This window comes from Ereboglobus sp. PH5-10, assembly GCF_029504735.1.
Lineage (GTDB): Bacteria > Verrucomicrobiota > Verrucomicrobiia > Opitutales > Opitutaceae > Ereboglobus.
This window is the reverse complement of the sequence record NZ_JAQFIP010000008.1, coordinates 115,200-137,952: the sequence shown is the minus strand read 5'-3', so window position 1 is coordinate 137,952 and position 22,753 is coordinate 115,200. Positions and strand designations below refer to the sequence as shown.

At 60.7% G+C, this 22,753-nt stretch carries 8 protein-coding genes; 6 read left to right on the top strand and 2 right to left on the bottom strand.

Going from position 1 to position 22,753, the window contains the following annotated elements:
• Positions 1-194 precede the first annotated feature (194 nt).
• The 6 genes from M2447_RS08365 (at position 195) to M2447_RS08340 (ending at position 21,330) form a co-directional block, all read left to right on the top strand.
• Positions 195-10,289: a TonB-dependent receptor gene (locus M2447_RS08365; protein WP_277558214.1), complete on the top strand. Its 10,095-nt coding sequence runs from the start codon at positions 195-197 to the stop codon at positions 10,287-10,289.
• 78 nt (positions 10,290-10,367) lie between these two features.
• The gene (locus tag M2447_RS08360; RefSeq protein ID WP_277558213.1) at positions 10,368-12,992 is read left to right on the top strand and encodes an autotransporter outer membrane beta-barrel domain-containing protein; all 2,625 of its coding nucleotides are present in this window, start codon (positions 10,368-10,370) and stop codon (positions 12,990-12,992) included.
• A 134-nt stretch (positions 12,993-13,126) separates the two neighbouring features.
• Complete coding sequence (locus M2447_RS08355; RefSeq protein ID WP_277558212.1) at positions 13,127-14,860, top strand: hypothetical protein; 1,734 nt, start codon at positions 13,127-13,129, stop codon at positions 14,858-14,860.
• 60 nt (positions 14,861-14,920) lie between these two features.
• Positions 14,921-16,099 carry a rhamnogalacturonan acetylesterase gene (locus tag M2447_RS08350; RefSeq protein ID WP_277558211.1) on the top strand — a complete coding sequence of 393 codons (1,179 nt, stop codon included), beginning with the start codon at positions 14,921-14,923 and terminating at the stop codon, positions 16,097-16,099.
• A 109-nt stretch (positions 16,100-16,208) separates the two neighbouring features.
• On the top strand, positions 16,209-19,160 hold the full coding sequence (locus tag M2447_RS08345; protein WP_277558209.1) for a DUF4982 domain-containing protein: 2,952 nt from the start codon (positions 16,209-16,211) through the stop codon (positions 19,158-19,160).
• Between the two features lie 262 nt (positions 19,161-19,422).
• Complete coding sequence (locus M2447_RS08340; RefSeq protein WP_343215387.1) at positions 19,423-21,330, top strand: rhamnogalacturonan lyase; 1,908 nt, start codon at positions 19,423-19,425, stop codon at positions 21,328-21,330.
• A gap of 162 nt (positions 21,331-21,492) precedes the next feature.
• Here the strand turns inward: M2447_RS08340 and M2447_RS08335 are convergent, their stop codons facing one another.
• Both M2447_RS08335 and M2447_RS08330 read right to left on the bottom strand, forming a co-directional pair.
• Positions 21,493-22,536: a LacI family DNA-binding transcriptional regulator gene (locus M2447_RS08335; RefSeq protein WP_277558206.1), complete on the bottom strand. Its 1,044-nt coding sequence runs from the start codon at positions 22,534-22,536 to the stop codon at positions 21,493-21,495.
• 54 nt (positions 22,537-22,590) lie between these two features.
• Positions 22,591-22,749 (bottom strand): hypothetical protein, encoded by a 159-nt coding sequence (locus tag M2447_RS08330; RefSeq protein ID WP_277558204.1) that lies wholly within the window; start codon positions 22,747-22,749, stop codon positions 22,591-22,593.
• Positions 22,750-22,753: the final 4 nt, after the last annotated feature.

The following is a 22,753-nucleotide window of genomic DNA, read 5'->3' as shown; positions in this document are numbered from 1 at the left end:
AGCCTCAGCCCTCTTAATTCCGTCCATTAAACTTTGTCTGCCTTTTCCCCCTTCCGTTAAACCCTCATGCCCCCGCGCAATTAGCCCAGTTCCTCGCGTTTTGTGTCCGGTCGCCGTTTCGGCGCACGCTTCCAGTTCCTGACCGTCCAACCTCGCACGCCTGTTGCAAAAACCCTCACCAAAGTAAATTTCCTATGAATAAAACACATCAAATCATTCGTTTCCGCCAGCTTGTCCGCATGGCGGGTTTGATATTGGCACCGCTGGCATTTGTTGCGGCGAACGCCGCCGACGGAACTTGGACGCAAACCGCCGGGGGCAACTGGAGCGACACGGCAAACTGGGAGGGCGGTGCCGCCGCGGGCGGTTCGGGCGCGGTCGCGAAATTCGACACGCTGGACATCTCCGGCACGGTCGCGGTCAATCTGGACGGAGCCCAATCCGTGGGGTCGATAGTCTTCGGCGATGCCAACACCGACACTGAAGGCGCATGGCTGCTTGGCGGCACGGGCACACTCACGCTCGACTCGTCCACTCCCACTATCACAACCGCATCCGCGCCCGCCACGGTGAGGGCGCCTCTTGTCGGCGCGACCGGCTTGACCAAGGCGGGCACGGGCGTTCTCACGCTGGCCGGCCCGGCGGAAATCTCCGGCGGTTATTCCGTCGCATCCGGAACACTTCTGATCGCCACGGGCGGCAGTTTAACGGGTGGCAATGTCATCAACCTTTCCGCCAAAACCGGGTTGGTTATTGATGGCGGCCACCTTTTAATTTCTCACGCCAGCAATGTAAGCACCATGGGCGGAGGCAACGCGGGCTCCGGTTTTTTTGCCCTCCACTCGGGGACCGCCCGGTTTTCCGCTTTTCGCTCCAACAGTGCTGATGGAACAATCATGCGCATCACCGGCGGGGCGTTTTTCGCTGACAGTGTCGCATTGCAGCGTGATGTGAACAACGCCACCAATTTTGCCTCCGGGTTGATTATTACTGGCGGCACTTCGACAATCGGGAACCTCACCATCGCCTCCGGAAATTCCTGGGCGCACATGTCGGTCGAGGGCGGTGATGTGCTTGTCACCGGCACCATGATTGTCGGCAACCAAGCCTCGGGCGGCCGCGGCGGCGCGTTGCGTGTGACGGGCGGGCGCCTCACTGTCACAAACGCCGACTATGGCATGGTTCTCAGCGCGAGGGCTGGCGTTAACAACATTGCACTTGTCACAATCTCCGGCGGCATCAGCACGGTTGAGAAAATCACCTGCGGCCTCAATGACACGGTCACTCTCGGCTCGGGATCGCTTTCCCTGACTGGCGGCACCATGTTTGTCGGCCCGGGAGGCATCGTCAAATCCGGCGCTCCCGCCTTTCTTGCAAACATCACGCTCACCAGCGGTCGCCTCGGTGCCGATGCCGACTGGAATTGGGACGTTGCCGTCCCCATGACCCTGCCCGCCTCAAACTCGATTGTTATCGACGCGGCCGATGAATATGGTGCCGCGCACAACATCAACATCGACGGCATGATCTCCGGCGCGGGCGGTTTCACCAAGACCGGCGGCGGCATGCTCACGCTCAGTTCGACCACCAATTCCTTTACCGGCGCGATGACGTTGTCCGAGGGCAGCATTCACATAACAGGGCAGGTGGTCGGAAGCGGGGCGCTCATGACCATACCCGCCTCGACGGGCATCGGCGGTTCGGGAACGATCGCGCGCAGTCTCAACTTCTCCACCGACGCCGGGCTGCTCGTGGATGTGGACGTCCTCACCGGAGCGCTCAAGGGGCTTTCAGTCACCGGCGATGTGAACCTTGGTGGCACACTCGTCGTGACGCCCGTCATTCCCGAAAATGCCGCGATGGAATCGGGCACTTTCACCGTGCTCAAGACCACGGGCGTGATCTCGGGCAATCCGTCCTACACATGGAATTACTCTTCAGTGATGATGCCCGTCACCGCCACGTTTGCCAAGTCGGCGGACAATAAATCCATCGTTGCGACTGTCGTGGCGCCGCCGCCGATCACGCCCGATATCAACAGCCCGCTCACGGCAAGCGGCACGGCGGCCTTCCCCTTCACCTACACAATCACCGCGGATAATTATCCCCGCAGCTTTGGCGCCACCGGCCTGCCCGAGGGCCTTGAGATCGACACGGCAACCGGCGTCATAAGCGGCATCACCGAGGTCGAGGGTCCGACAACCGTCACCATCACCGCCACGAACCGCGGAGGCACCGACACCAAGACGCTCGTCATCACCATGGCGCCCATTCCGCCCGCGACGGTCATCCCCGTGATTACCAGCACGCTTTCGGTGACGGGCACCGTGGATGCGTCCTTTGAATACCAAATCACGGCGACCAAGGACCCGATCCTTGGCTACGGCGCGATCCTCGGCTACGATGCGACTCCGCTGCCCGCCGGTCTTTCGCTCGACGCGGCCACGGGTCTTATCAGCGGCACGATTCTCAACAAGGGCGCGACGGATATTGTGCTCAGCGCCACCAACGCAGCCGGCGTCGGCAACGCCACGCTCAGCCTCACCGCATGGGCCATACCAATCATCACCAGCCCGACTTACGCGGAGGCCATGATCAACGAGCCCTTCAGCTATTTCATCACCGCTGACAACGATCCCACCTCATTTGAGCAGAGCGGCCTGCCCGAGGACTTTGCGCTCAACCCGGGCACCGGTGAAATCACCGGCACCGGCACGGCGGTTATTATAACCACGGCCACCATCACGGCCAAGAACTCGGTCGGCAGCGACACGAAGACGCTCGACATCCTCATCGACATCTACGAACCGCGCGTTGTCAGCGACCAGACCATCGTTTTGCCCCTCGGCGAGTCCGTTGACTACCAGACTATTGCCACCCGCAATCCCACCGAATTCTACGCCGCGCCCCTGCCCGCCGGTTTTTCCTTTGACCAGGCAACCGGGCGGCTCACCGGCACGCCCTCCGCCGCCGGCACCCTTAGCATTGATCTCTCCGCCAGAAACGCCTCCGGAGTCGGCCCCGCCGTCACCCTTAAGATCGTCACCTACGGTCCCGCGCCGTCCGGCGTGCTGCTCTGGACGGGCACGGCCGATCAGGTGACCGGCACAAGCGGTCTCATCGAGGCGACATGGGACACAACCACCCAGAACTGGGTTCAGGGTGGCTCGCCAAAAACCTACTCCGATGGAGCCGATGTGTTCATCGACGATTCATCCACCACCGATAACATCATTTTTGCCAGCAGCACATTCGCACCCAACTCCATCACCATCGATGTTTCCGGGCGTCCCCTTACGATAGCGATTTCCAATTCCGCGGCCCTCAATGTCAGCGGAACGAAGGAAATGCTCATCAAGGGCACCGGCACCGTCACCTTCGACGTCACCAACGACCGCACTTGGGGCGGTATCACTCGTGTTCAGGACACTGCCGTTTTTGCGCTGCAAGCCGCCCACGGCAGCACGGCCACTCCCGCCGGCAATGCGGGGCCGATCTACTTTGAGGGCGGTTCGCTTCGCTATGATCCGCCCGCGAGCAAAGCCAGGCTCGGACTCGCCTCCAGCATTGTTGTGCGCGAGGGGCACGCCCTCCTGGACATGCATTACGCCTTTGCGCTTAACAGTATTCTGGAGGGTTCCGGCACCTTGGAGGTCAGGAATCACGACCAAAGCGCGCGCTATGCGTTTATCGGAAACAACTTCACTGGCGCGCTGCTGCTCAGCGGTTCCGGCGTCTCGGAGCTGCCCAGCACCAACAGTTGGGATTTTACGGGCAACATGGCCAATATGACCATTGTGATTGAGGACGAGGCGCAGATGCGCCCCACCACAAACTCCGGCGGCAACACCATCTACATCGGCGCGCTTGCGGGAAGCAGCCCCGATGGCGTGCTGAACGCCGGACGCAACGGCCCCACCGGCAAACCCAACAGCACTTATCGCATCGGTCGCAAAAATATCGACACCCATTTCGCCGGCTCCATCGGCGACTGGACGGTCGGCGCCGCCACCCTCTATAACAAGGCCGCGCTCATCAAGGAGGGCACTGGCATGCTCACGCTTTCGGGGTCGCATAATTACCTTTTCGGAACGACAGTCTCCGCGGGTTCGCTGTTCCTCGCAAAGACAGGCCGCATCACCAATGGCGACGCCGCCAATCTGGTCACTGTCAATGAGGGGGCTGCGTTTGGCGGTTCGGGCGTGGTTACACCCAATGTCACCTTCCAAGGCGGGGCGGCGCTCCTCATCGATGCCGACCCGGAGACGGGCGAGCTTTCCGGAATGTCGGTCAGCGGCTTGGTAAGATTCGAGGGCAGCTCGGTCGAAATCAAACCCGTCGTCACCGGCACCAATCGCATTGCAAACGGCACCTACACGATTCTTTTCTCCGAAAACGACTTTGCCAGCCAGCCCGTGCTCAACTGGTCGTATGCCGCCGATCCTCTCATTAACGCCCGGCTTGAGTATGTCGGAAACAATCGCATTCAAGTCACCATCACCGGCGGGGCGATCCCCTTGTCAACGATCACCAGCGGAAACCGCGCCGCGGGCATCGTCGGCCAGCCGTTTTCCCACGCTATCGTCGCCACAAGCGATGATTCCTCGCCCACGATCTTGACCGTGGAAAACCTTCCCGAGGGTCTTGTTTTCGATTCAGCGACCGGCATCATCAGCGGCACGCCAACCACGGCGGGATACTACGATGGCGCCAGGGACGAGAATGGCAACCTGCTGCCCGGTTCCTACGAAGTGGTTCTGGTTCACGCCACCAATTCCAGCGGCACGACCACGGAGGAGCTGGTTGTGCGGATTTATCCAGCCGATTACGTATTGGACGCCCCGGTTATCAGCAGCCCCCTGAGCGTGGCGGTGATCAGAAGCCGCAACATGAGCTACCAGATAACGGCATCCAATTTTCCAACCGCCTTCTCGGCCACGGGCCTGCCCAATGGTGTTGAGATTGACGCCAATGGCTTGATCACGGGCATTCCCGAGATACTGGGCATGTATGAAGTTGTCATTACCGCGTCCAACCTCGCCGGCACGGACACAAAAACCTTGCAGCTGAACGTCGCGCTGCCGCCCCCGGTCATCATTTCGGAGAGCACCGCGATCGCCATACAGGACAGGTTGTTCACCTATCAAATCGAGGCGCAGAACGAGCCCACCGGCTATCGCATGTCGGCCTTTTACGAAACCACGGATTCCCTGACGATTACAGGAAGCCGGATATATTACCTTTCGATTGACGACACCACGGGCCTTGTCAGCGGCACCTGCCCGAATGTCGCCACGACGGGGACGGCGCCGCTCATGGTCACCGGCACCCTTTTCGCCGACAATGAAACCGGCACATGGGGCTCGCAGGTGTTCTTCACGATCAACCCGCCCGAGCCGGTTGTCACCACTGGCACGGAGTTTTTCGGCGTGGTCGGCGTGCCTTTCACCTATGTGCTCAGTGCGTCGAACATGTATCCAGCCTACAAGCCCGGCTACGGCGTCACCAACATTCCCCAAGGCCTTAACGTGAGCCGCGCGGACGGAGTGATCACGGGCACGCCGCTCGTGGCCGGGGAGTATACGGTTGCGTTTGTTGCCACCAATATCACGGGAGCCGGCGCCAGGGCCGCGCGCTTCACAATCAATGGCGCCTCGCTGATCTCCACCATCACTGGCGAGGCGGGCACGCCCGGCTCCACCGACGGCGACCTGGCCTCGGCGCGGTTCAACTCGCCCGGCGCGGGCGTCGGCGACAAGGACGGCAATCTTTACATCGCCGACACCGACAACAACAGCATTCGCAAAATCTCGGCGGATGGCACCGTCTCGACTCTGGCCACGGGGCTTAACCAGCCCTCGTCCATCGTGCTTGATGCCGCGGGCACGGCTCTCTACGTGGCCGATTCCGCGTCGAACACGATCAAGAAAATCGATACGGCCACCGGCAATGTCACCACGCTCGCCCTTACCGGCGCGCCCGCGCTCAACTCCCCGCACGGGCTTGTCCTCGATGCGTCCGGCAATCTCTACGTGGCCGACACCGGCAACAACATGATCCGCAAAATCGAGATTTCGACCGGGGCGATGAGCACCGTTGCCGGCACCGGCGCATCCGGCGCCACGGATGGCGCGGGAGCCGCCGCCGCCTTCGACATGCCCATGGGTGTTGCGCTCAGCGCCGATGGTCTCCGCCTTTTCGTGGCCGACACCGGCAATAGCACCATCCGGGACATCGCGCTAGGCTCCGGTGTCGTGGGCACGCTCGTTGGCTCCGCCGGCGTCAACGGCAGCGCGGACGGTGTCGGGGCCGATGCCCGCTTCAATACACCGGAAGGCCTGGCCGTTGATTCGGCCGGCGTCCTGTATGTGGCCGATACCGGCAACAACACCATACGTTCCGTCGACGTGCGCGCGGGCGTTGTCATCACGTTTGCCGGTTCACCGGGGATTTCCGGCAGCATGGATGGCAACGCTGTCAATTCGCTCCTCAACGCTCCGAGCGGCCTTGCCGTTGATTCCGACGGGGAAATCTATGTGTTCGACTCGGGCAACCATACCATTCGGGCCTTGCAGATCGGCCCCGCCATCGTCACGCCGCCGGCCGATCAGCGTGTGGCCGCCGGCACCGACGTCACCTTCTCCGTTGTTGCCTCCGGCGGGCCGCTTCCCACCTACCAATGGTATAGGGATCAATTGCTCATTGCCGGCGCGACCGGACCCTCGCTCACGATTAACAACGCCCAGCTTTCCGATGTGGCCAGCTATCGTGTTGTTGTCACCAATCCGCTCGGCTTCCGCACCGCGAACGCCTGGCTCACCATCTCCGACGCCAATCCGAATAATCCGGATGATGTCGGGGGCATTGATAATGGCAATTCCGGCGGCGACACCGGCGGCGGTGGTGGTGGCGGCGGAGCGCCCAGCGCCTGGTATCTGGCGGCGCTCGCAATCGGCGCCTTCATGTATCGCTTCCGCCGTCGCGGACCGGCTTTGTTTGCCCTCATGCTTGGTGTCGCGGTTTTCACCGCATCCACCGATCTCTCCGCCCAGGCCGCGCGGAGCGAGGGCGGCGGGGTCGTGACCGGGCGCGTCCTCAACAAGGCCACCGGCCAGTATCTTTCCGACGCCGTCGTGACTGTTGAGGGCACAAACATCCAGACCGTCACTGATGCGTCCGGCGCCTACCGTCTCGACAATGTGCCGGCCGGCACCGTGCGCATTTCCGCCAGCTATGTGGGCCTCGACGACATGGCCAGGGAGGTGACCGTTGTTTCGAGCGCGCAAGCTCGCGCCGACTTCGACATGACCTCGCAGATTTACCATCTTGAAAAATTTGTGGTCGCCGGTGATCGCGAGGGCTCGTCCCGGGCGCTTCAGGAACAGCGTGTCGCGGTCACCCAGAAGGCCGTTTTCGCGGCCGATTCGTTCGGCAATGTTGTTGATAACAACATCGGCGAACTCATGAAAAACCTTCCCGGCATCACCATCGACTACGATGGCGAGGACGCCTCCACGATGCGCATTCGCGGCATGGACCCCGACTTTGCCAGCATCACCCTCGACGGCAATGAGACCGCCTCCATGTCGTATGACTCCGACGGCAACACGAGCCGCGCCTTCAACCTGAAGACTGCCGCCCTTCAAAACATTGAGAAAATCGAGATCAACGCCGCGCCCACCGCCGACCAGCCGGCCAGCACCATGGGCGGCCAGATCAACATCGTGACCAAGAGCGCGCTCCGGCAAAAGGGCCGCCGCATGATGTTCACGGCCAATATGAGCCTCAATACCGCCGAGCTCAACTTCGACAAGACTCCCGGTGGCGGTCGCACTCCCGACCGCAAACTCCAGCCTGGTTTCAACTTTTCCTGGAGCGAGAATTTCAACCAGCGCTTTGCCATCGCGTTTGATGTGGGCTTTACGCGCAAATATCGATATAGCAACGAGTATACATTGCCAAACGGCTACTCCTACGACTCCTTTTCGCTGGCCAATTCCAATAACGTGCTCACGAAAGACACGACCGGTTATGTGCGGTCGTTGCGTTGGAGGGAACGAAGCGGCAGCACGGAGGATCGCGTGATTTCGCTCAATCTCGACTATGAGCCTTGGGGCTCCAATCACTCGTTCTATTTAAAGACATCGTATAATGACAGCCGCGGATTGGGCGCCTATGACCGCAATATGCGAGTCAACGCCGGTTCGCACGCCAACGGCTCCGACCTCTACAATATGATTTCGCCCAACGGCGTCTCGGTTGATATAAGCAACAGCGTCAATGCCAGCGACAATCGCACCTATATGTTCAACGCGGGCGCCAAGCATAAATTCGGCAGGGTGTCCGTTGATTACAATGCCTATTACAGCAAGGCCGAGGCCGATCCCAGTCCCGATGACAACTATTCGGTTTCCTACGGTGTGCGCGGGCTCGGGATGAACATTTTCGATCTTGCCGGCAATGCCACCGGCAGGCTTGTCCAGACCAATCACGACGGACAGGGCGTTATCACCTCCAGCGACCCGCGCAGCTATCAGAACCTGGACAACTACGACCGCCTCACGCTCGACCAGAACTTTAACTACGGCACGGACGAAAAGCTCGGCGCCAAGATGGACATAACCATCCCCCTCGAGCTCCGCGTGCCCCTCACCGAATACCGGGTCCCCGTCGAGGTTAAATTTGGCGGCCTCTACGCCGAGCAATCGCGCCACACCAATAAATATTGGAGGCGTCGCCAGATGACGGGCGGCAGCTCGGAATCAAGCTGGACGACCTCGCAACCCGCCCTCGGCCAGTTCGCCGATCCCTATTTCAAAAACAACTGGGGATTTGGCGTGCCCATTCCCACCTGGGTCAGCCCCTACCAAGTCTATGATTTTTATAACGCCAATCCCGACGCCTTTTATTCGCGGGAAACCCACGATGATCGCGGACATGAGCAGACGTATCAGGAAATGATTTCCGAGAAGGAAACCAAGGAGGCCACCACCGCCGGTTATGTTCAGCTGACCGCCCGCGTGACTCCCACCTTCACCGTGATCGCGGGTCTCCGTTATGAACGGTTGAGGTCGACCGGCAAAACGCCGGAGTTCCTGGGCATGCGCAGCTATACCAATGTGGATGGCACCGCGGTCACTGTTTCCGACTACAATATCTACAGCACGACCAACGCCAACAGCCAGCGCAACCCCAATCGCGAGTTCAACACCGTCGCCGTGCGCGATCCGATCACCAACGAGTTCCTCCATTTCGACCAGGTGCCCAATCCGTATTACGGCATGCACGACGTTGTTGACCAGACCAAGGCGCTCTTCTCGAAAAAATCATTCACCCACACCGGCGACGGCGAATTGTTTCCCAATATTCAGTTCCGGTGGACGACGCCGATACGCAATCTCACGGTTCGCGGCGCCCGCACCCAAAACATCGGGCGTCCCAAGCTCAGCCAGGTGCTCGCCGAAAGTGATTACAACCAAAGCAGCAGGAGAATGACCACGGGCAACCCCGCGCTCAAACCCCAGCGCTCGGTGAAATACGACGTGTCCATTGACTATATGACATCGCGCGACGGCGAAATCCGCTTTTCGCTTTTCCGCCAGGACATCAAGGATTACATCCACCAGGAGACCTCGTATTTTGAGGTCACCGACTTGCCCGAACTGGCGAACGAAATCGACGTGTTTTATAATGACGATCTCCGCTACTTCCCCGTCCTCATGCGCACCGGCATCTGGACCTCGATCAATTATTACAACAGCGGCGAGGGCAAAAACGAGGGCTTCGAAATCTCCTATCGCCAGCGGCTCGACATCATTCACAAGAGCCTGAGAAATTTCTTCTTCTACGGCGCCTTTTCATACGCCGACCCCACGATCAAGGCCTATCGTCACACCATGCGCGCGCCTTCCACGGTGACCGCGCAAACCGTGGCCGAATACAACGCCAGTGAAATGGTGTGGGTCACGCTGCCCATGTCCGGCATCCAAAAACGCAGCGGCACCATCCAGCTCAGCTACACGGGCCGGAAATTCAACGGGCGCGTCGCAGCCTACTGGGTTGATGATTTCGCGAAGGCGGTCAACGCCGACATCGTCGAAATTACGAACCAGGCCTCTGTCGTGCGCCTCGACCTCAACCTCACCTACAAGATCAACAGCCGATGGAACGCCACATTCGACTGGCGCAACATGACCGACGAGGGCGATGACCGCAAAATCTTTGACCGCACCGCCGGCTACTTCACCTCCGGCATGGTTATTAATCTCGGTGTGAGGGCCAACTTCTGACGCCCCTCGGGCTAATGCATAATGAAAAATGTATAATAGACCCGAAAAAACACAATCAGCCAACGCCACTTTAAATATATGAAAACACTCCGCACCACATCCCTCGCCCTGGCCCTCGGTCTTGCCTGTGCTCACCTCGCCGCCCAGACCACGCCTGTGCCGACCCAGTTTAGCGACTGGACCGGCGCTGTTGACAATAACTTCTTCAATGCCGCCAACTGGAGCACCGGCTCTGTGCCCGACAGCCCCGTGGCCGCCATTCGCCTTCCCGGCGACACCGCCATCGCGAACAAGGACATCGTCGCCACCCACACGGGGGACGAGGATAGAACCATTCAGTTTTATAGCATCCAGACTGGCGCCAACAAAAGCTACACGATCGAGTTTTCGAGCGAGGGCGACGGCGTCCTTTATATCAATCCAGTCGGCAAGGGGTTCACATTTAATGGCTTGATTGGAAGCACTCCGGAGTTGGGGCGCTCACTTGATCTCACCTATCCCGAATCGACCGGGGATGACTCGACCCGGCTGGCCGCCTATTACAAGCTCGGAAGAAACACCGTCATCACGGCAGCGGATTCCTACGCCGGCTCCCGCGTCGCCAACAGCGGTCTTGGCACGGGCATCTTCACGCTTACTGACAACGCCCGCATTGACATCTCCATGGCGGGCGAAATCCCCTTTGTTTACGAGGGGTATGTCGAGAACAGGCCCGGCGTCGTCACCTACACGTCGGCCCGCACCGACGGCGTGCGCATCGGCGGCATTCTTGAGGCCGGCCCCAACACGACAATCTACGTGGGCGGACGCAATGTGACGCTGAATGACAAGCTCACAACAGGCCAGGTCAGTATCATGGGCGGGTTGTTCTATCAGGAGCCCGCCAACTCCAATTCCGCCAATGCCATTTGCGATGTGTATGGCTACATCACACGCATGACGGGCCAGGTGAACTACGAGGGCGACGGGCGCGCGCGTTTTCGCATCCGCTCCGGCGCCCAGTATCTCGTGGAGGGCGTTCACAACGGCGGCATTCAAGCCATGGCCGGCTCGGTTATCGGCGGCAGCGGCATAATCAACGGCTTTATCACCGTCGATGAGGGCGGCATGCTCACGCCCGGTTACCTCGGCTCCACCATCGGCAATTCCCCCGACACGCCGCTCACCATCAACGCCACCAATTTCGAGCTCAACGGCAGCCTCGGTTTTGATCTTGTCACGGAGACCGTGCACGACCGCCTCGACGTTACCCTCACGGGCACCATGACCATTCGCAGTTCCACGACCGTGGACTCCACCTCGAGCAATCCCAGGTATGCAAACCTCATCATCAACATGGCCGACACGTTTCCCCGCATCGTGCGCACGCCCGTCACCTACGAACTGATGACCGTAAATCTGGATGTCGCCAGCAGTGGCACCGACGTCATGATCCTGGGCGATTTTGAAAACACCACGCTTCCCGCCAGCATGACGCTCAAGACCACTTGGGAGTGGAAGAGCGAGTCCGAATACAACTACACCTACCTGCAGGACATGGAGGTGCGCCGCACGCTCCTCGTCACCGTGGAGCAAACGCCGTTCTCCGGGGTTCCCCAACTCGCCTCCGGCGACCTTGGCGACAAATACCTGGCCGCCGCCCGGAAGGTTGACGATATTTATTACAACACCCCCGTGGCGAGCCAGGCCGCCTACGAGCCGCTCTTCGAATCGCTGAACCGCCAGCCCTCCATCATCCAATACTGCCAGGTGCTCGACCAGCTCACGCCCAGCGTCTATCAGTCGTGGTTTCCCGCGGCGGTCGTCCGCACCAACTCGCTCGTGCAAAGCGTGGAGGACCGCATGTATCAGGATGCCGCCTTCAAACGGCAGAAAGGTTCGTGGCAGGCGTTTCTCGACGGATTCCGCCAGGAGGCATCCAAGGGCAATGAGGGTGATGCCGACTATTCCAACTACGGCATCGTGGGCACCGTTGTCGGCACCAGCTACGCAATCAGCGAAAACTTCGTTGTCGGCGGTTTCTTCAGTTATGAGTTCACCGACTTCGATCTCGACACTGCCGGCGGCTATACCGACCTGAACAGCTATACCTTCGGCCTCAGCGCCCGTTACAACACCGGCAAGCTTCAATTCAATTTCACCGGTTTTTATGGCGTCGACGATTATGAATCCGAACGCTCCGTGGCCCTGACCGGTCTTGGCACATGGGCGAAATCCGACACCGACGGCTCGCGCCTCGGCGCCGCAATTTCCGCCGCCTACACGGTGAATCTTCCCTGGTTCGAGGTCGTTCCCGTTGCGGGCCTTCAAGTGATGAATTGGAAGGTGGACGGCTTCGAGGAACGCAACGCCGGCGCGGCCAGTCTCCGCGTTTATGACCAGGAAAAGATGTCGCTTCAGGGCAAACTGGGCGTTCGCGTGGCTCGCAGCTTCCCGCTCAAGCACGGTGTTCTGCGTCCCTATTTGCACTATTCCTACCTGCACGAATTCGACGATGACGAGCGCTGGATCGCCTCCGACCTGTTCGGCGAGCGCATGTCGGTCCGCGGTCCCGACATCGGCAGCAACGGCTGGCGCATGGACATCGGCCTCGATTGGAATGTGACTCGCAAGCTCCGCGCCGAACTGCGCTACCAGTCCGAGTATCGCGGCGCCGCCAAGGAAAGCGTTGGTGTGCGCGGCGGCATCACCTACACCTTCTGAAAACGCCGCCAGTTTGACACCCGCTCCCGGCTACGCGATTCGAGGCCCTTCCGAATCGCGTAGCGCGCGTTTGCTCCCTTGCGATTTAAGTAGCCTCATCCAACCCGCCGCCTGCCCATGCCCACACGCACAACATGAAAACCCGCCTCCTCGCGCTTCTCTCATTATACATTTTCCATTTTCCATTATTCATTGGCGCCAGCGGCGCGCCCCCCGGACCCGTTGTCGAAATGGAACCCTACGTCGTCAAGGGCGACCGCGTCCTGCCGGAGCCCGAGCGCTGGACCTATGTTCGCGTGCCCGCGCTTGCCCTTGAGCGCGGCGGGCGCACCGTTATCGCGCCCGGTTACGAGTTGCTTTCCAACCTCAATTCCAGCCAGACAAGGGTGCTCGTGCACGAACTGCAGTTGCGCCAGCTGGCCTCCACCCGCCTCTGGCCCGCGCTTGTGCGGAATTTGCCGAGGACGCCCGTTTATGTTGTCGTTGACATCAATCAGCAACACTCCGCGCCACGGCAGTTCGTGAAAACGAGCGACACCTGGGAGGGCGACCCGATTGTGGCGGTCAACATCGAGCCCGCGCCGAGCAATTTCAGCAGCTCCGTCAATTTCGCCTACATGGGCGCGCAACGCTTTGCCTCCGAATACGGGCTCACCCAGATGGACGACATGAATGACGGCAATATTTTGACCGGCGATGAAACTGAAACCACAACGCAGGACCACTTGAACCTCACCAGTCGCAATGTGCCGGGGTTTGTGCGCGATGAATCCATCGTGAGGCCGCTTCCCGATGGTTATGTTGAGCTGGCGGTGAACGGCGGCCCGCTTGCGGTGCTCGTTCGCGCCGACGAACCGCGTTCCGGTTTGCAACGTCCCTCCGTGGAGCGCCTGGCCTCCACGGTCAGTTACGAACTGGGCCGCTTTGCCCTCGATGCGCAGCCGCAAAAATTGCCCGCGTGGTTCACGCGCGGCTTCAGCAATCTTCTCGGCAGCACGCAGGTTTCCGACAGGCTCATCCAGTTCGCGCGGGTTCGCGAGGAACTGGCCGGCCGCACCATGCCAAAACTCTCCGAGCTTCTCAAAAAGGAGGGGGCGTTCACGGAGGAGGAGGCGCGGGCCGCGTCCCTCTTTGTCCATTACGGACTTTACGGGGACAATAATAAATACTCCGCGCGTTTCATGCAGTTTGTGAACAGGCTGGCGAGTGGCGTGGCGCCGACCGATGCGATGTTCAGGGAGGTTTTTGGGAAATCCATGAAAACCATTGAAAATCACCTGGCCGCTTATGCGCGCGACATCGCCTACTATAAGAGCACGGATTTTAAGTTCGATTCGCCTCCGCCGCTGCCCGCGCCGACTTATCGCGCGGCCACGCAATCCGAGGTCGCGCGCATCAAGGGCGAGATGCATGTTTCGCAGGCGAACCCGGGAAAGGCGCTTGAGGAATTGCGCACCGCCTACTGGCGCGGCGAGCGCGATCCCGCCATGCTTGCGCTGCTCGCGACGCTCGAGCAGCAGGCCGGCTCCGAGGCGCGCGCTCGCAAAATCCTCAAGACTCTGATGGCGCTGCCCAAGCCGCCCGCGCAAGCTCACATCGCCGCCGCGCGCCTCCAGCTCAAGGACGCGCTCGCGGCCAAACCCGCCGGCGCGAAACTGAACGCGGAGGAAACATCGGCATTGATCGACACCCTCGGCGGCGCGCTCACGGGCGGCCTGGCCACGGAGGATGTTTGCGACACGCTCGCCGAGATTCTCCTGAAAAGCGAGGCCCGCCCCGAACCCGGCACGCTCGGATTCCTGCAACAGGCCGCCAAGCGTTTTCCGAAAAACCAAACCATCGCCGGGGCCGCTGGAATAAAGGCGTAGGCGAAAGTTAAAAATTAATACCGCAACCCGACGCGCAAGATAGCTCGAATTTTTCAACCAATGATAAAACGCATCCTCGTCACCACCATTCTGTCAGTCACGGCCCTCACCGCCGCGCCGCAACGCATCGACATCGCCCCCGGCTCGATAACAAGTTCCTCGCCGTTCGTCTCCATCGACCTGCCCGAGGGCGTTTACGATGTCACCGTCCACCTCGGCAGCCCGGGCGCCGCGTCCGACACCACCGTGAAGGCGGAGAACCGCCGCCTCATGCTTGAGTCGGTCAAGACGGCGAAAGGCGAAACAACCGCGCGCACCTTCACGGTCAGCGTCCACACACCGGATATCCCCGGTTCGGGCAAAAAAGTGTCGCTCAAACCCAATGAAATCGGCGCCGCAAACTGGGACAACAAGCTCACGCTCGAATTCAACGGCCCGAGTCCCGCGGTCTCCGCGATTGAAATCGCGCGCAACGAAACCGCGCTGAATGTTTTTCTCGCGGGCGATTCCACCGTCACCGACCAGCAAAACGAACCCTGGGCCTCGTGGGGGCAGATGCTTCCGCGCTTCTTCGCGCCCGGCACGGTTGTCGCCAACTACGCCCAGTCCGGCCTCTCGCTCGGTTCCTTCCACCGTCAGAACCGGCTCGAAAAAATCCTCAACACGCTCCGGCCCGGCGATTACGTTTTCATACAATTCGGGCATAACGACATGAAGGAGAAAAACGGCGGCGCGTTCACAACCTATGCCGGCAACCTCCGCGAATATGTCGACGCCATCGTCGCGAAAAAGGGCAGGCCCGTGCTGATTTCCCCCATGTATCGCCGCCGTTTTGATAAGGCTGGCAAACTCCAAAACACGCACGGCGATTATCCCGCCGCCGTCCGCAAAGTCGCGGAGGAAAAAAACGTCCCCTTCATCGACCTGCACACGATTAGCGGACGCCTCTTCACCGCGCTCGGCGTCGAGAAATCAAAGGATGCCTTTGTGTTTGCCCCGGCCAACACCTATCCCAACCAGCCCAAGGCCCTCGCCGACAATTCGCACTTCAGCAACTACGGCGCCTACGAACTCGCGCGATGCATAGTCGAGGCCATTCGCGTGCAGCTTCCCGAACTCGCCGTCCGCCTCGCTCCCGACGCCGGCAGATTTAACCCCGGGCACCCCGACGATCCGAAAAAAATCGCCATCCCTTCCAGTCCGTCCGCAGCCACACTCGAAAAACCCGAGGGAAGTTAAACCCAATCCGTCACTCCAACACGGATCACACGAATAAACACAAATGCGGCGAAGTCCGCATCCGTGTTCTCTGTCTCCAAAATAAACCATTTTCCGTCAGCCACGCTCAATGAATCAGCCCAAACTTCACGTTTTTCTGCTCGCCGTCCTCGCATCGCTCGTTCTCGCGCCCGCCGCCCTTGCGCAACGCGAAACCCACAACCTCAATCTCGACTGGCGCTTGCACGTCGGCGACCCTGTCCGCGCCGATGCCAGGGACTTCGACGACTCCGCGTGGAAACTCGTCACGCTCCCGCGCGCGTGGAACGAGGACGACGCTTTCAGCAAGGACATCAAGGATCACTCGACTGGCGTCGCCTGGTATCGGAAATATTTCACTCTCACCGCCGCGCAGCTCGATAACACAAAAATCTTCATCGAGTTCGAGGGCGTGCGGCAGGCGGCCGAGGTTTATGTGAACGGCAAGCACGTTGGCCGTGGCGAAAATGGCATCATGGCATTTGGCTTCGATATCACCGGGCAGCTCGTCGCCGGCGAAAACGTCATCGCCGTGCGCACTGACAACTCCTGGGACTATCGCGAAAAGGAAACCAACCAGCGCTACCAATGGGCCGACAAAAACTTCAACGCCAACTACGGCGGCATCACAAAAAACGTCCGCCTGCATATCACGAAAAAACTTTATCAAACGCTCCCGCTTTATTCGAACCTCAAGACGACCGGCGTTTATATATACGCCGTTGATTTTGATATTAAAAACCGCGCCGCCACGATTCACGCCGAATCCGAGGTGCGCAACGAAACCGGCAAGTCGCAGGCCGCCTTGTATGCAATGGAAATCCCCGCGCTCGGCGTGAAAGTTTCCGCCGCGGCCCCCGTCAATATCGCCCCCGGTGAAACCGCCGTTTTGAAGACAAGCGCGCGCGCCAAAAACATCGACTTTTGGAGCTGGGGGCACGGCGCGCTCTATGATGTGCGCACCACGATCTCGGTTGCCGGCAAACCCGTGGACACCGTCACCACGCGCACCGGTTTCCGCAAAACCGAATACGCCAACGGCATGATCACGCTCAACGACCGCGTCATCCAAATGCACGGTTACGCGCAGCGCACCTCAAACGAATGGCCCGCCATCGGCGCGAGCGTGCCCGCGTGGCTCAGCGATTTCAGCAACGGGCTCATGGTTGAAAGCGGCGGCAATCTTGTGCGCTGGATGCACATCACACCCTGGAAACAGGACGTCGAATCGTGCGACCGCGTCGGCCTCATCCAGGCGATGCCCGCCGGCGATTCCGAGCGCGACGTGACCGGCCGCCGCTGGGAGCAGCGCGTCGAGGTCATGCGCGACGCCATCATCTACAACCGCAACAATCCGAGCATCCTCTTCTACGAGTCCGGCAACAACGGCGTCTCGGAGGAGCACATGATCGAAATGAGGGCCCTGCGCGACAAATACGATCCGCACGGCGGGCGCGCCTCGGGTTCCCGCGACATGCTCAACAGCAAAATCGCCGAATACGGCGGCCACATGCTTTATATAAACAAAAGCGCGCGCATCCCCTTTTGGCAGATGGAGTATTCGCGCGACGAGGGTTTGCGCAAATATTGGGATGACTACTCGCCGCCTTATCACAAGGACGGCGACGGCCCGTTATATAGAAACGCGCCCGCCGCCGTCTATAATCGCAACCAGGACTCCCATGCCATCGAGAACATAGTGCGCTGGTATGATTACTGGCGCGAGCGTCCCGGCACCGGGCGTCGCGTGAACAGCGGCGGCACCAATATTATATTTTCCGATTCCAACACGCATCATCGCGGCTCCGAAAACTACCGTCGCAGCGGCGAGGTTGACGCCATGCGCATTCCCAAGGACGGCTTCCACGCGCACAAGGTCATGTGGGACGCGTGGGTCGATATCGAGCGCCCCGCCGCGCACATCATCGGCCACTGGAACTACGCGCCCGGCACCGTAAAAAACATATGCGTTGTATCGAGCGCCGACGCGGTTGAGTTGTTTCTCAATGGAAAATCGCTCGGGCGCGGCGCGCAGTCGCACCGGTTTCTTTATACATTTGAAAACATTGCCTGGCAGCCGGGCGAACTCCGCGCGGCCGGTTATGACACCGCCGGAAAAAAAGTCACCGAAGCCGTCATCCAAACAGCCGGCGAACCGGCAGCCTTGCGCCTGAAAAACATCGGCAAGGCAAACTACCACGCGGACGGGCACGACCTCGCGCTGGTCGAGTTCGAGGTCGTCGATGCCGATGGCCGCCGCTGCCCGACCGCGCTCGACTTGGTCGAGTTTGAACTCGACGGTCCCGCCGAATGGCGCGGCGGCATCGGGCACGGGCGCGCCGACAACTACATTCTTTCGAAAACGCTGCCGGTCGAATGCGGGGTGAATCGCGTCCTGATTCGCACCACGCGCCAGCCCGGCGCGATCACGCTTCGCGCCCGTTCGGGTTCGTTGCGCCCCGCCGCGCTCACGCTCCACTCGGTCGAGTATCCGTCGCACAACGGCCTCGCCGCCTTGCAACCCGAGCCGGAAATCGCCCGCCCTGATCGCGGCCCGACACCCGCGGGCCCGTCGTATAAAATCTCGCGCACACCGGTCGGGGTGGTTTCCGTGCGCGCCGGCTCAAATGCCGCCGATGCCGCCAAGAGTTACGACGATGACGAGACGACGGCGTGGACGAGCGCGAACGATCTCGCCGGCGCGTGGATTGAATACACGCTTGAGCGTCCCGCGAAGCTGGACGAAATCACATTGCGGCTCACCGGCTGGCGCCAGCGCAGTTACCCGGTGAGCATTACGCTCGACGGCGTTGAGATCCACCGCGACGCGACACCGAAGAGTCTCGGTTATGTGACCCTCGCGGTGAAGCCCGCCGTCGCTGGCAAGGTCGTGCGCATTGAGTTGCAGGGCAGCTCCGAGGCGCGCGACGCCTTCACCATGAGCGAAGTCGCCGCAAAGGAAAACGCCTCCACCGGAGCCGACAAAATCGGCGGCAAAACCCTGAGCATCGGCGAGGTTGAATTCTACGAAATATTAAAATAGTTGGGCGAACCACGCTTGTGCCCGGGAGCGCGGGCATCCTGCCCGCAAGACAATGGACGGGGCGAAAAATCCCCAATTTTGGGGAGGCGCAGCGAATGCGCGCTTCGGTATTCTTTCCATCATGCGCCAACTGCATGGCGCGATATGCAATCAATCCTCAAGCTCCTTTATGCGCATGAAAAAATTCCACCCGATCCCACTCTGCCTCCTCGCCGCCTCCCTCTTGCTTGGAGCCGTCGCCGTCACCGCCGCGCCGTCGCAAATGGAGGCGCTTGACCGCGGGGTTGTCGCGGTGCGCGCGACCAAGTCGTCCGCGTTCGTGAGCTGGCGCTTGCTCGGCACGGAGGCGTCCGACACGGCGTTTGATATTTACCGCTCCACCGACGGCGGAGCGCCCGTGAAACTCAACACGGCGCCCCTCGCCAAGGCCACGCACTTCACCGACAAATCCGCCGATTTCTCGAAAACCAACACCTACTCGGTGCGCGTCATCACCGGCGAACAAAGCTTCCCCGCCGCCGCGAAAAAAACCTCGCTCAACACGCTCCGGCCAAACGCGCCCGTGCGCCAATACATCTCCATCCCGTTGCGCGTCCCCGAGGGCGGCGTCACACCCGCTGGAGAATCCTATACCTACAATGCCAACGACTGCTCGGTCGGCGACCTCGACGGCGACGGTGAATATGAGATCATATTAAAATGGGATCCGACCAACGCGCACGACAACGCCCACGACGGCCACACGGGCAATGTGCTTATCGACGCCTACAAACTCGACGGCACTTTTCTCTGGCGCATCGACCTCGGAAAAAACATCCGCGCCGGCGCGCATTACACACAATTCCAGGTTTATGATTTCGACGGCGACGGGTTTGCCGAGGTCGCCTGCAAGACCGCCGCCGGCACCATCGACGGCGTTGGAAAAGCCATCGGCGACGCGAACGCCGACCATCGCGGCACGGAAGGCCGCCACACCGGGCGCATACTCTCCGGCCCCGAATACCTCACCATTTTCAACGGCAGGACCGGCGCGGCCATGTCCACCGTGCGATACCACCCGCAACGCGATCCCGAAAACCGCGACGACAATCCGGACGGCGCTCGTCAGAGGGAAATCTGGGGCGACGGCAACGGAAACCGCATCGACCGTTTCCTCGCCGCCACGGCGTATCTCGACGGAAGCCGCCCGAGCCTCGTCATGTGCCGCGGTTATTACACGCGCGCCGTGCTCGCCGCGTGGGACTGGCGCGACGGCAAGCTCTCGCAACGCTGGGTTTTTGACAGCGAGGACGGCACGCCCGGCAACAAACAATACAACGGCCAGGGCGCGCACAGCGTGACCGTCGGCGATGTCGATGGCGACGGCTGCGACGAAATCATCTACGGCGCCGCCGCCATCAACAACGACGGCAAGGGGCTCTACTCGACCGGGCTCGGCCACGGCGACGCGCTGCACATGAGCGTCATGGACCCGGATCGCGGCGGGCAGCAGGTGTTCATGGTTCACGAAAGCCGGCGCTCGTATGGCGACGCGGGCATCGAATACCGCGACGCGCGCACGGGCACGCTGCTCTTCGGCGTCGGCCCCAAGGGCGACGAGTGGGGCAAAAAAGCCGACGTCGGCCGCGGTGTCGCCGCCGACATTGATCCGCGCACAAAAGGTTGCGAGATGTGGGCCAGCTACGGCGCGCTTTACGACAACAAGGGCAACGTCATTTCAAAAAAGCCCCCGCGTGAAAAAAACTTCCTCATTTGGTGGGACGGCGATCTCCTGCGTGAATTTCTCGACGGCGACTCGCGACGCGGGCGCGCGTGGATATCGAAATGGAATTGGAAAACGCAAACCTCCGACATGCTTTTGTCCGATCCCGAGTGCGTGACCAACAACGGCACCAAGGCCACGCCCTGCCTGAGCGGCGACATCTTTGGCGACTGGCGCGAGGAAGTGATCTGGCGCACGAAGGACAACCGCGAACTGCGCATTTACACGACGACGATCCCGACGGAGCACCGCCTCCGCACGCTCATGCACGACCGCCAGTATCGCCTGGCGATCGCGTGGCAGAACACCGCCTACAACCAGCCGCCGCATCCCGGGTTTTATCTCGGCGAAGGCATGACGCCGCCGGCGAAACCAGACATTGTCACGGCAGCCCGCGACGAAAGATAAATGCCATTAGCAAGCTCGGTTTGACCTTTGAAAGGGTGGGGCGCGCTCGCCGAGCGCGCCGGGAATTAAAAGTGGCAGGACGGCGGGTCGCAGAACGCGGTGGCGTTCTGAACGGCGAAGCCGCGCTGCTTTACAACGCCCAAAAATAATCGCAAGGGATGCTTATTTCTTTTTCAGGTTCCGCACCGTCGGGCCGTCAACCCATTGGGCGGGCACGGTTGTCGTGGTGCGCAGCTCGGGGACGCCGCATTCGTTGCGGTAGAGTTGGCCTATGACGAGTTCGATGCCGCGCGCGCCGAGAATGCGCGGTTGGAGGTTCAGGCCGGCGCAGGGCACGTCGGGGTTCATCATTATGTTCAGGCAGCAGAAGCCGTGTGACTGCGGAACCTTCGCGCCGCACTCGCGCATCCAGTCGAGCACCTCGGCGCGGTGGCAGAGCACGACGTCGGGTTTGTGTTTCTTGAACCACTTGGAAAAGTCCGCGCGGTTGATTTCGCGCGACAGGAGCGAGGGGACCTTGGTCGTGTTGTTGTTGTAGTGGTGCTGGTATATCTGGTAGGCGGCTTCCCATCGGTGGAAGAGTCGCTCGTCGTGGTGCTGTTGAATCACGAGGCCGGGGCGTTTGTAGCCCAGCGACTGGAGGCGGTGCAGCGCCATGAGCATGGCGCGGTAGTGGTTGGGGCAGATGTTGTGGAGCGCAGGCTGTTCGATCACGTAATCGGTGTAGATGCTGGCGTAGCGCGACCAGTTGATTTTTGTGAGGTCGGGGTTGTCGCTGACGGGGAGCAGGAACACGCCGCGGATGCCGCGCGACTGGAGTATGGTGTCGAGGCGCTGGGGCGTCATGCCGTCGTGGCCCACGATAAATACCTCGGCCTTGAAGCCGAGTTCCTCGGCGCGCTCGACGGCGCCCTTGGTGAGTTCGCGGTGGTAGCGCGCGGAGCTGGGGGCGCGTCCGTCGGGGCCGTCGAGATCGACGATGGCGATCACGCCGCGAAATGTGGTCGCGCGTGATCGGCGCATTTCGGACATGAGCGCGCCGGCGAGAGGGTTGTATTGATAGCCGGCGGCCTTGGCGGCGTCGTGCACGCGCTGGCGCGTCTCGGGTTTGACGCGGGGATTGTTGCGCAGGGCCTCGGAAACGGTGGTGTGCGAGAGGCCAAGGGTCTTTGCTAGATCGCGGAGGGAGGGGGCTGTGGAGGACATGGGTGCTTCTTACTGTCAGAGAGTTGGCTGTTCGCGAAAGACATCAAGTTTGTTTCACATGTAAATGTTAATGTTGCCGGCGCAAGCCGGGTTGAATGTGCTGATAATGCGCACGCGCCCCGTTTCGCTTTCCCCGATGACAAACACCCGTAACCAACCCGCCATATCCGCCCCAAAACGCACTGCGGCGGGTTGTTCAATTTCATCAATCAAATAA

Coding starts and splice junctions, on each gene's coding strand:
- M2447_RS08345 (WP_277558209.1), top strand. CDS start 16,209: ATGAATCAGCCCAAACTTCACGTTTTTCTGCTCGCCGTCCTCGCATCG.
- M2447_RS08360 (WP_277558213.1), top strand. CDS start 10,368: ATGAAAACACTCCGCACCACATCCCTCGCCCTGGCCCTCGGTCTTGCC.
- M2447_RS08355 (WP_277558212.1), top strand. CDS start 13,127: ATGAAAACCCGCCTCCTCGCGCTTCTCTCATTATACATTTTCCATTTT.
- M2447_RS08365 (WP_277558214.1), top strand. CDS start 195: ATGAATAAAACACATCAAATCATTCGTTTCCGCCAGCTTGTCCGCATG.
- M2447_RS08335 (WP_277558206.1), bottom strand. CDS start 22,536: ATGTCCTCCACAGCCCCCTCCCTCCGCGATCTAGCAAAGACCCTTGGC.
- M2447_RS08340 (WP_343215387.1), top strand. CDS start 19,423: ATGGAGGCGCTTGACCGCGGGGTTGTCGCGGTGCGCGCGACCAAGTCG.
- M2447_RS08350 (WP_277558211.1), top strand. CDS start 14,921: ATGATAAAACGCATCCTCGTCACCACCATTCTGTCAGTCACGGCCCTC.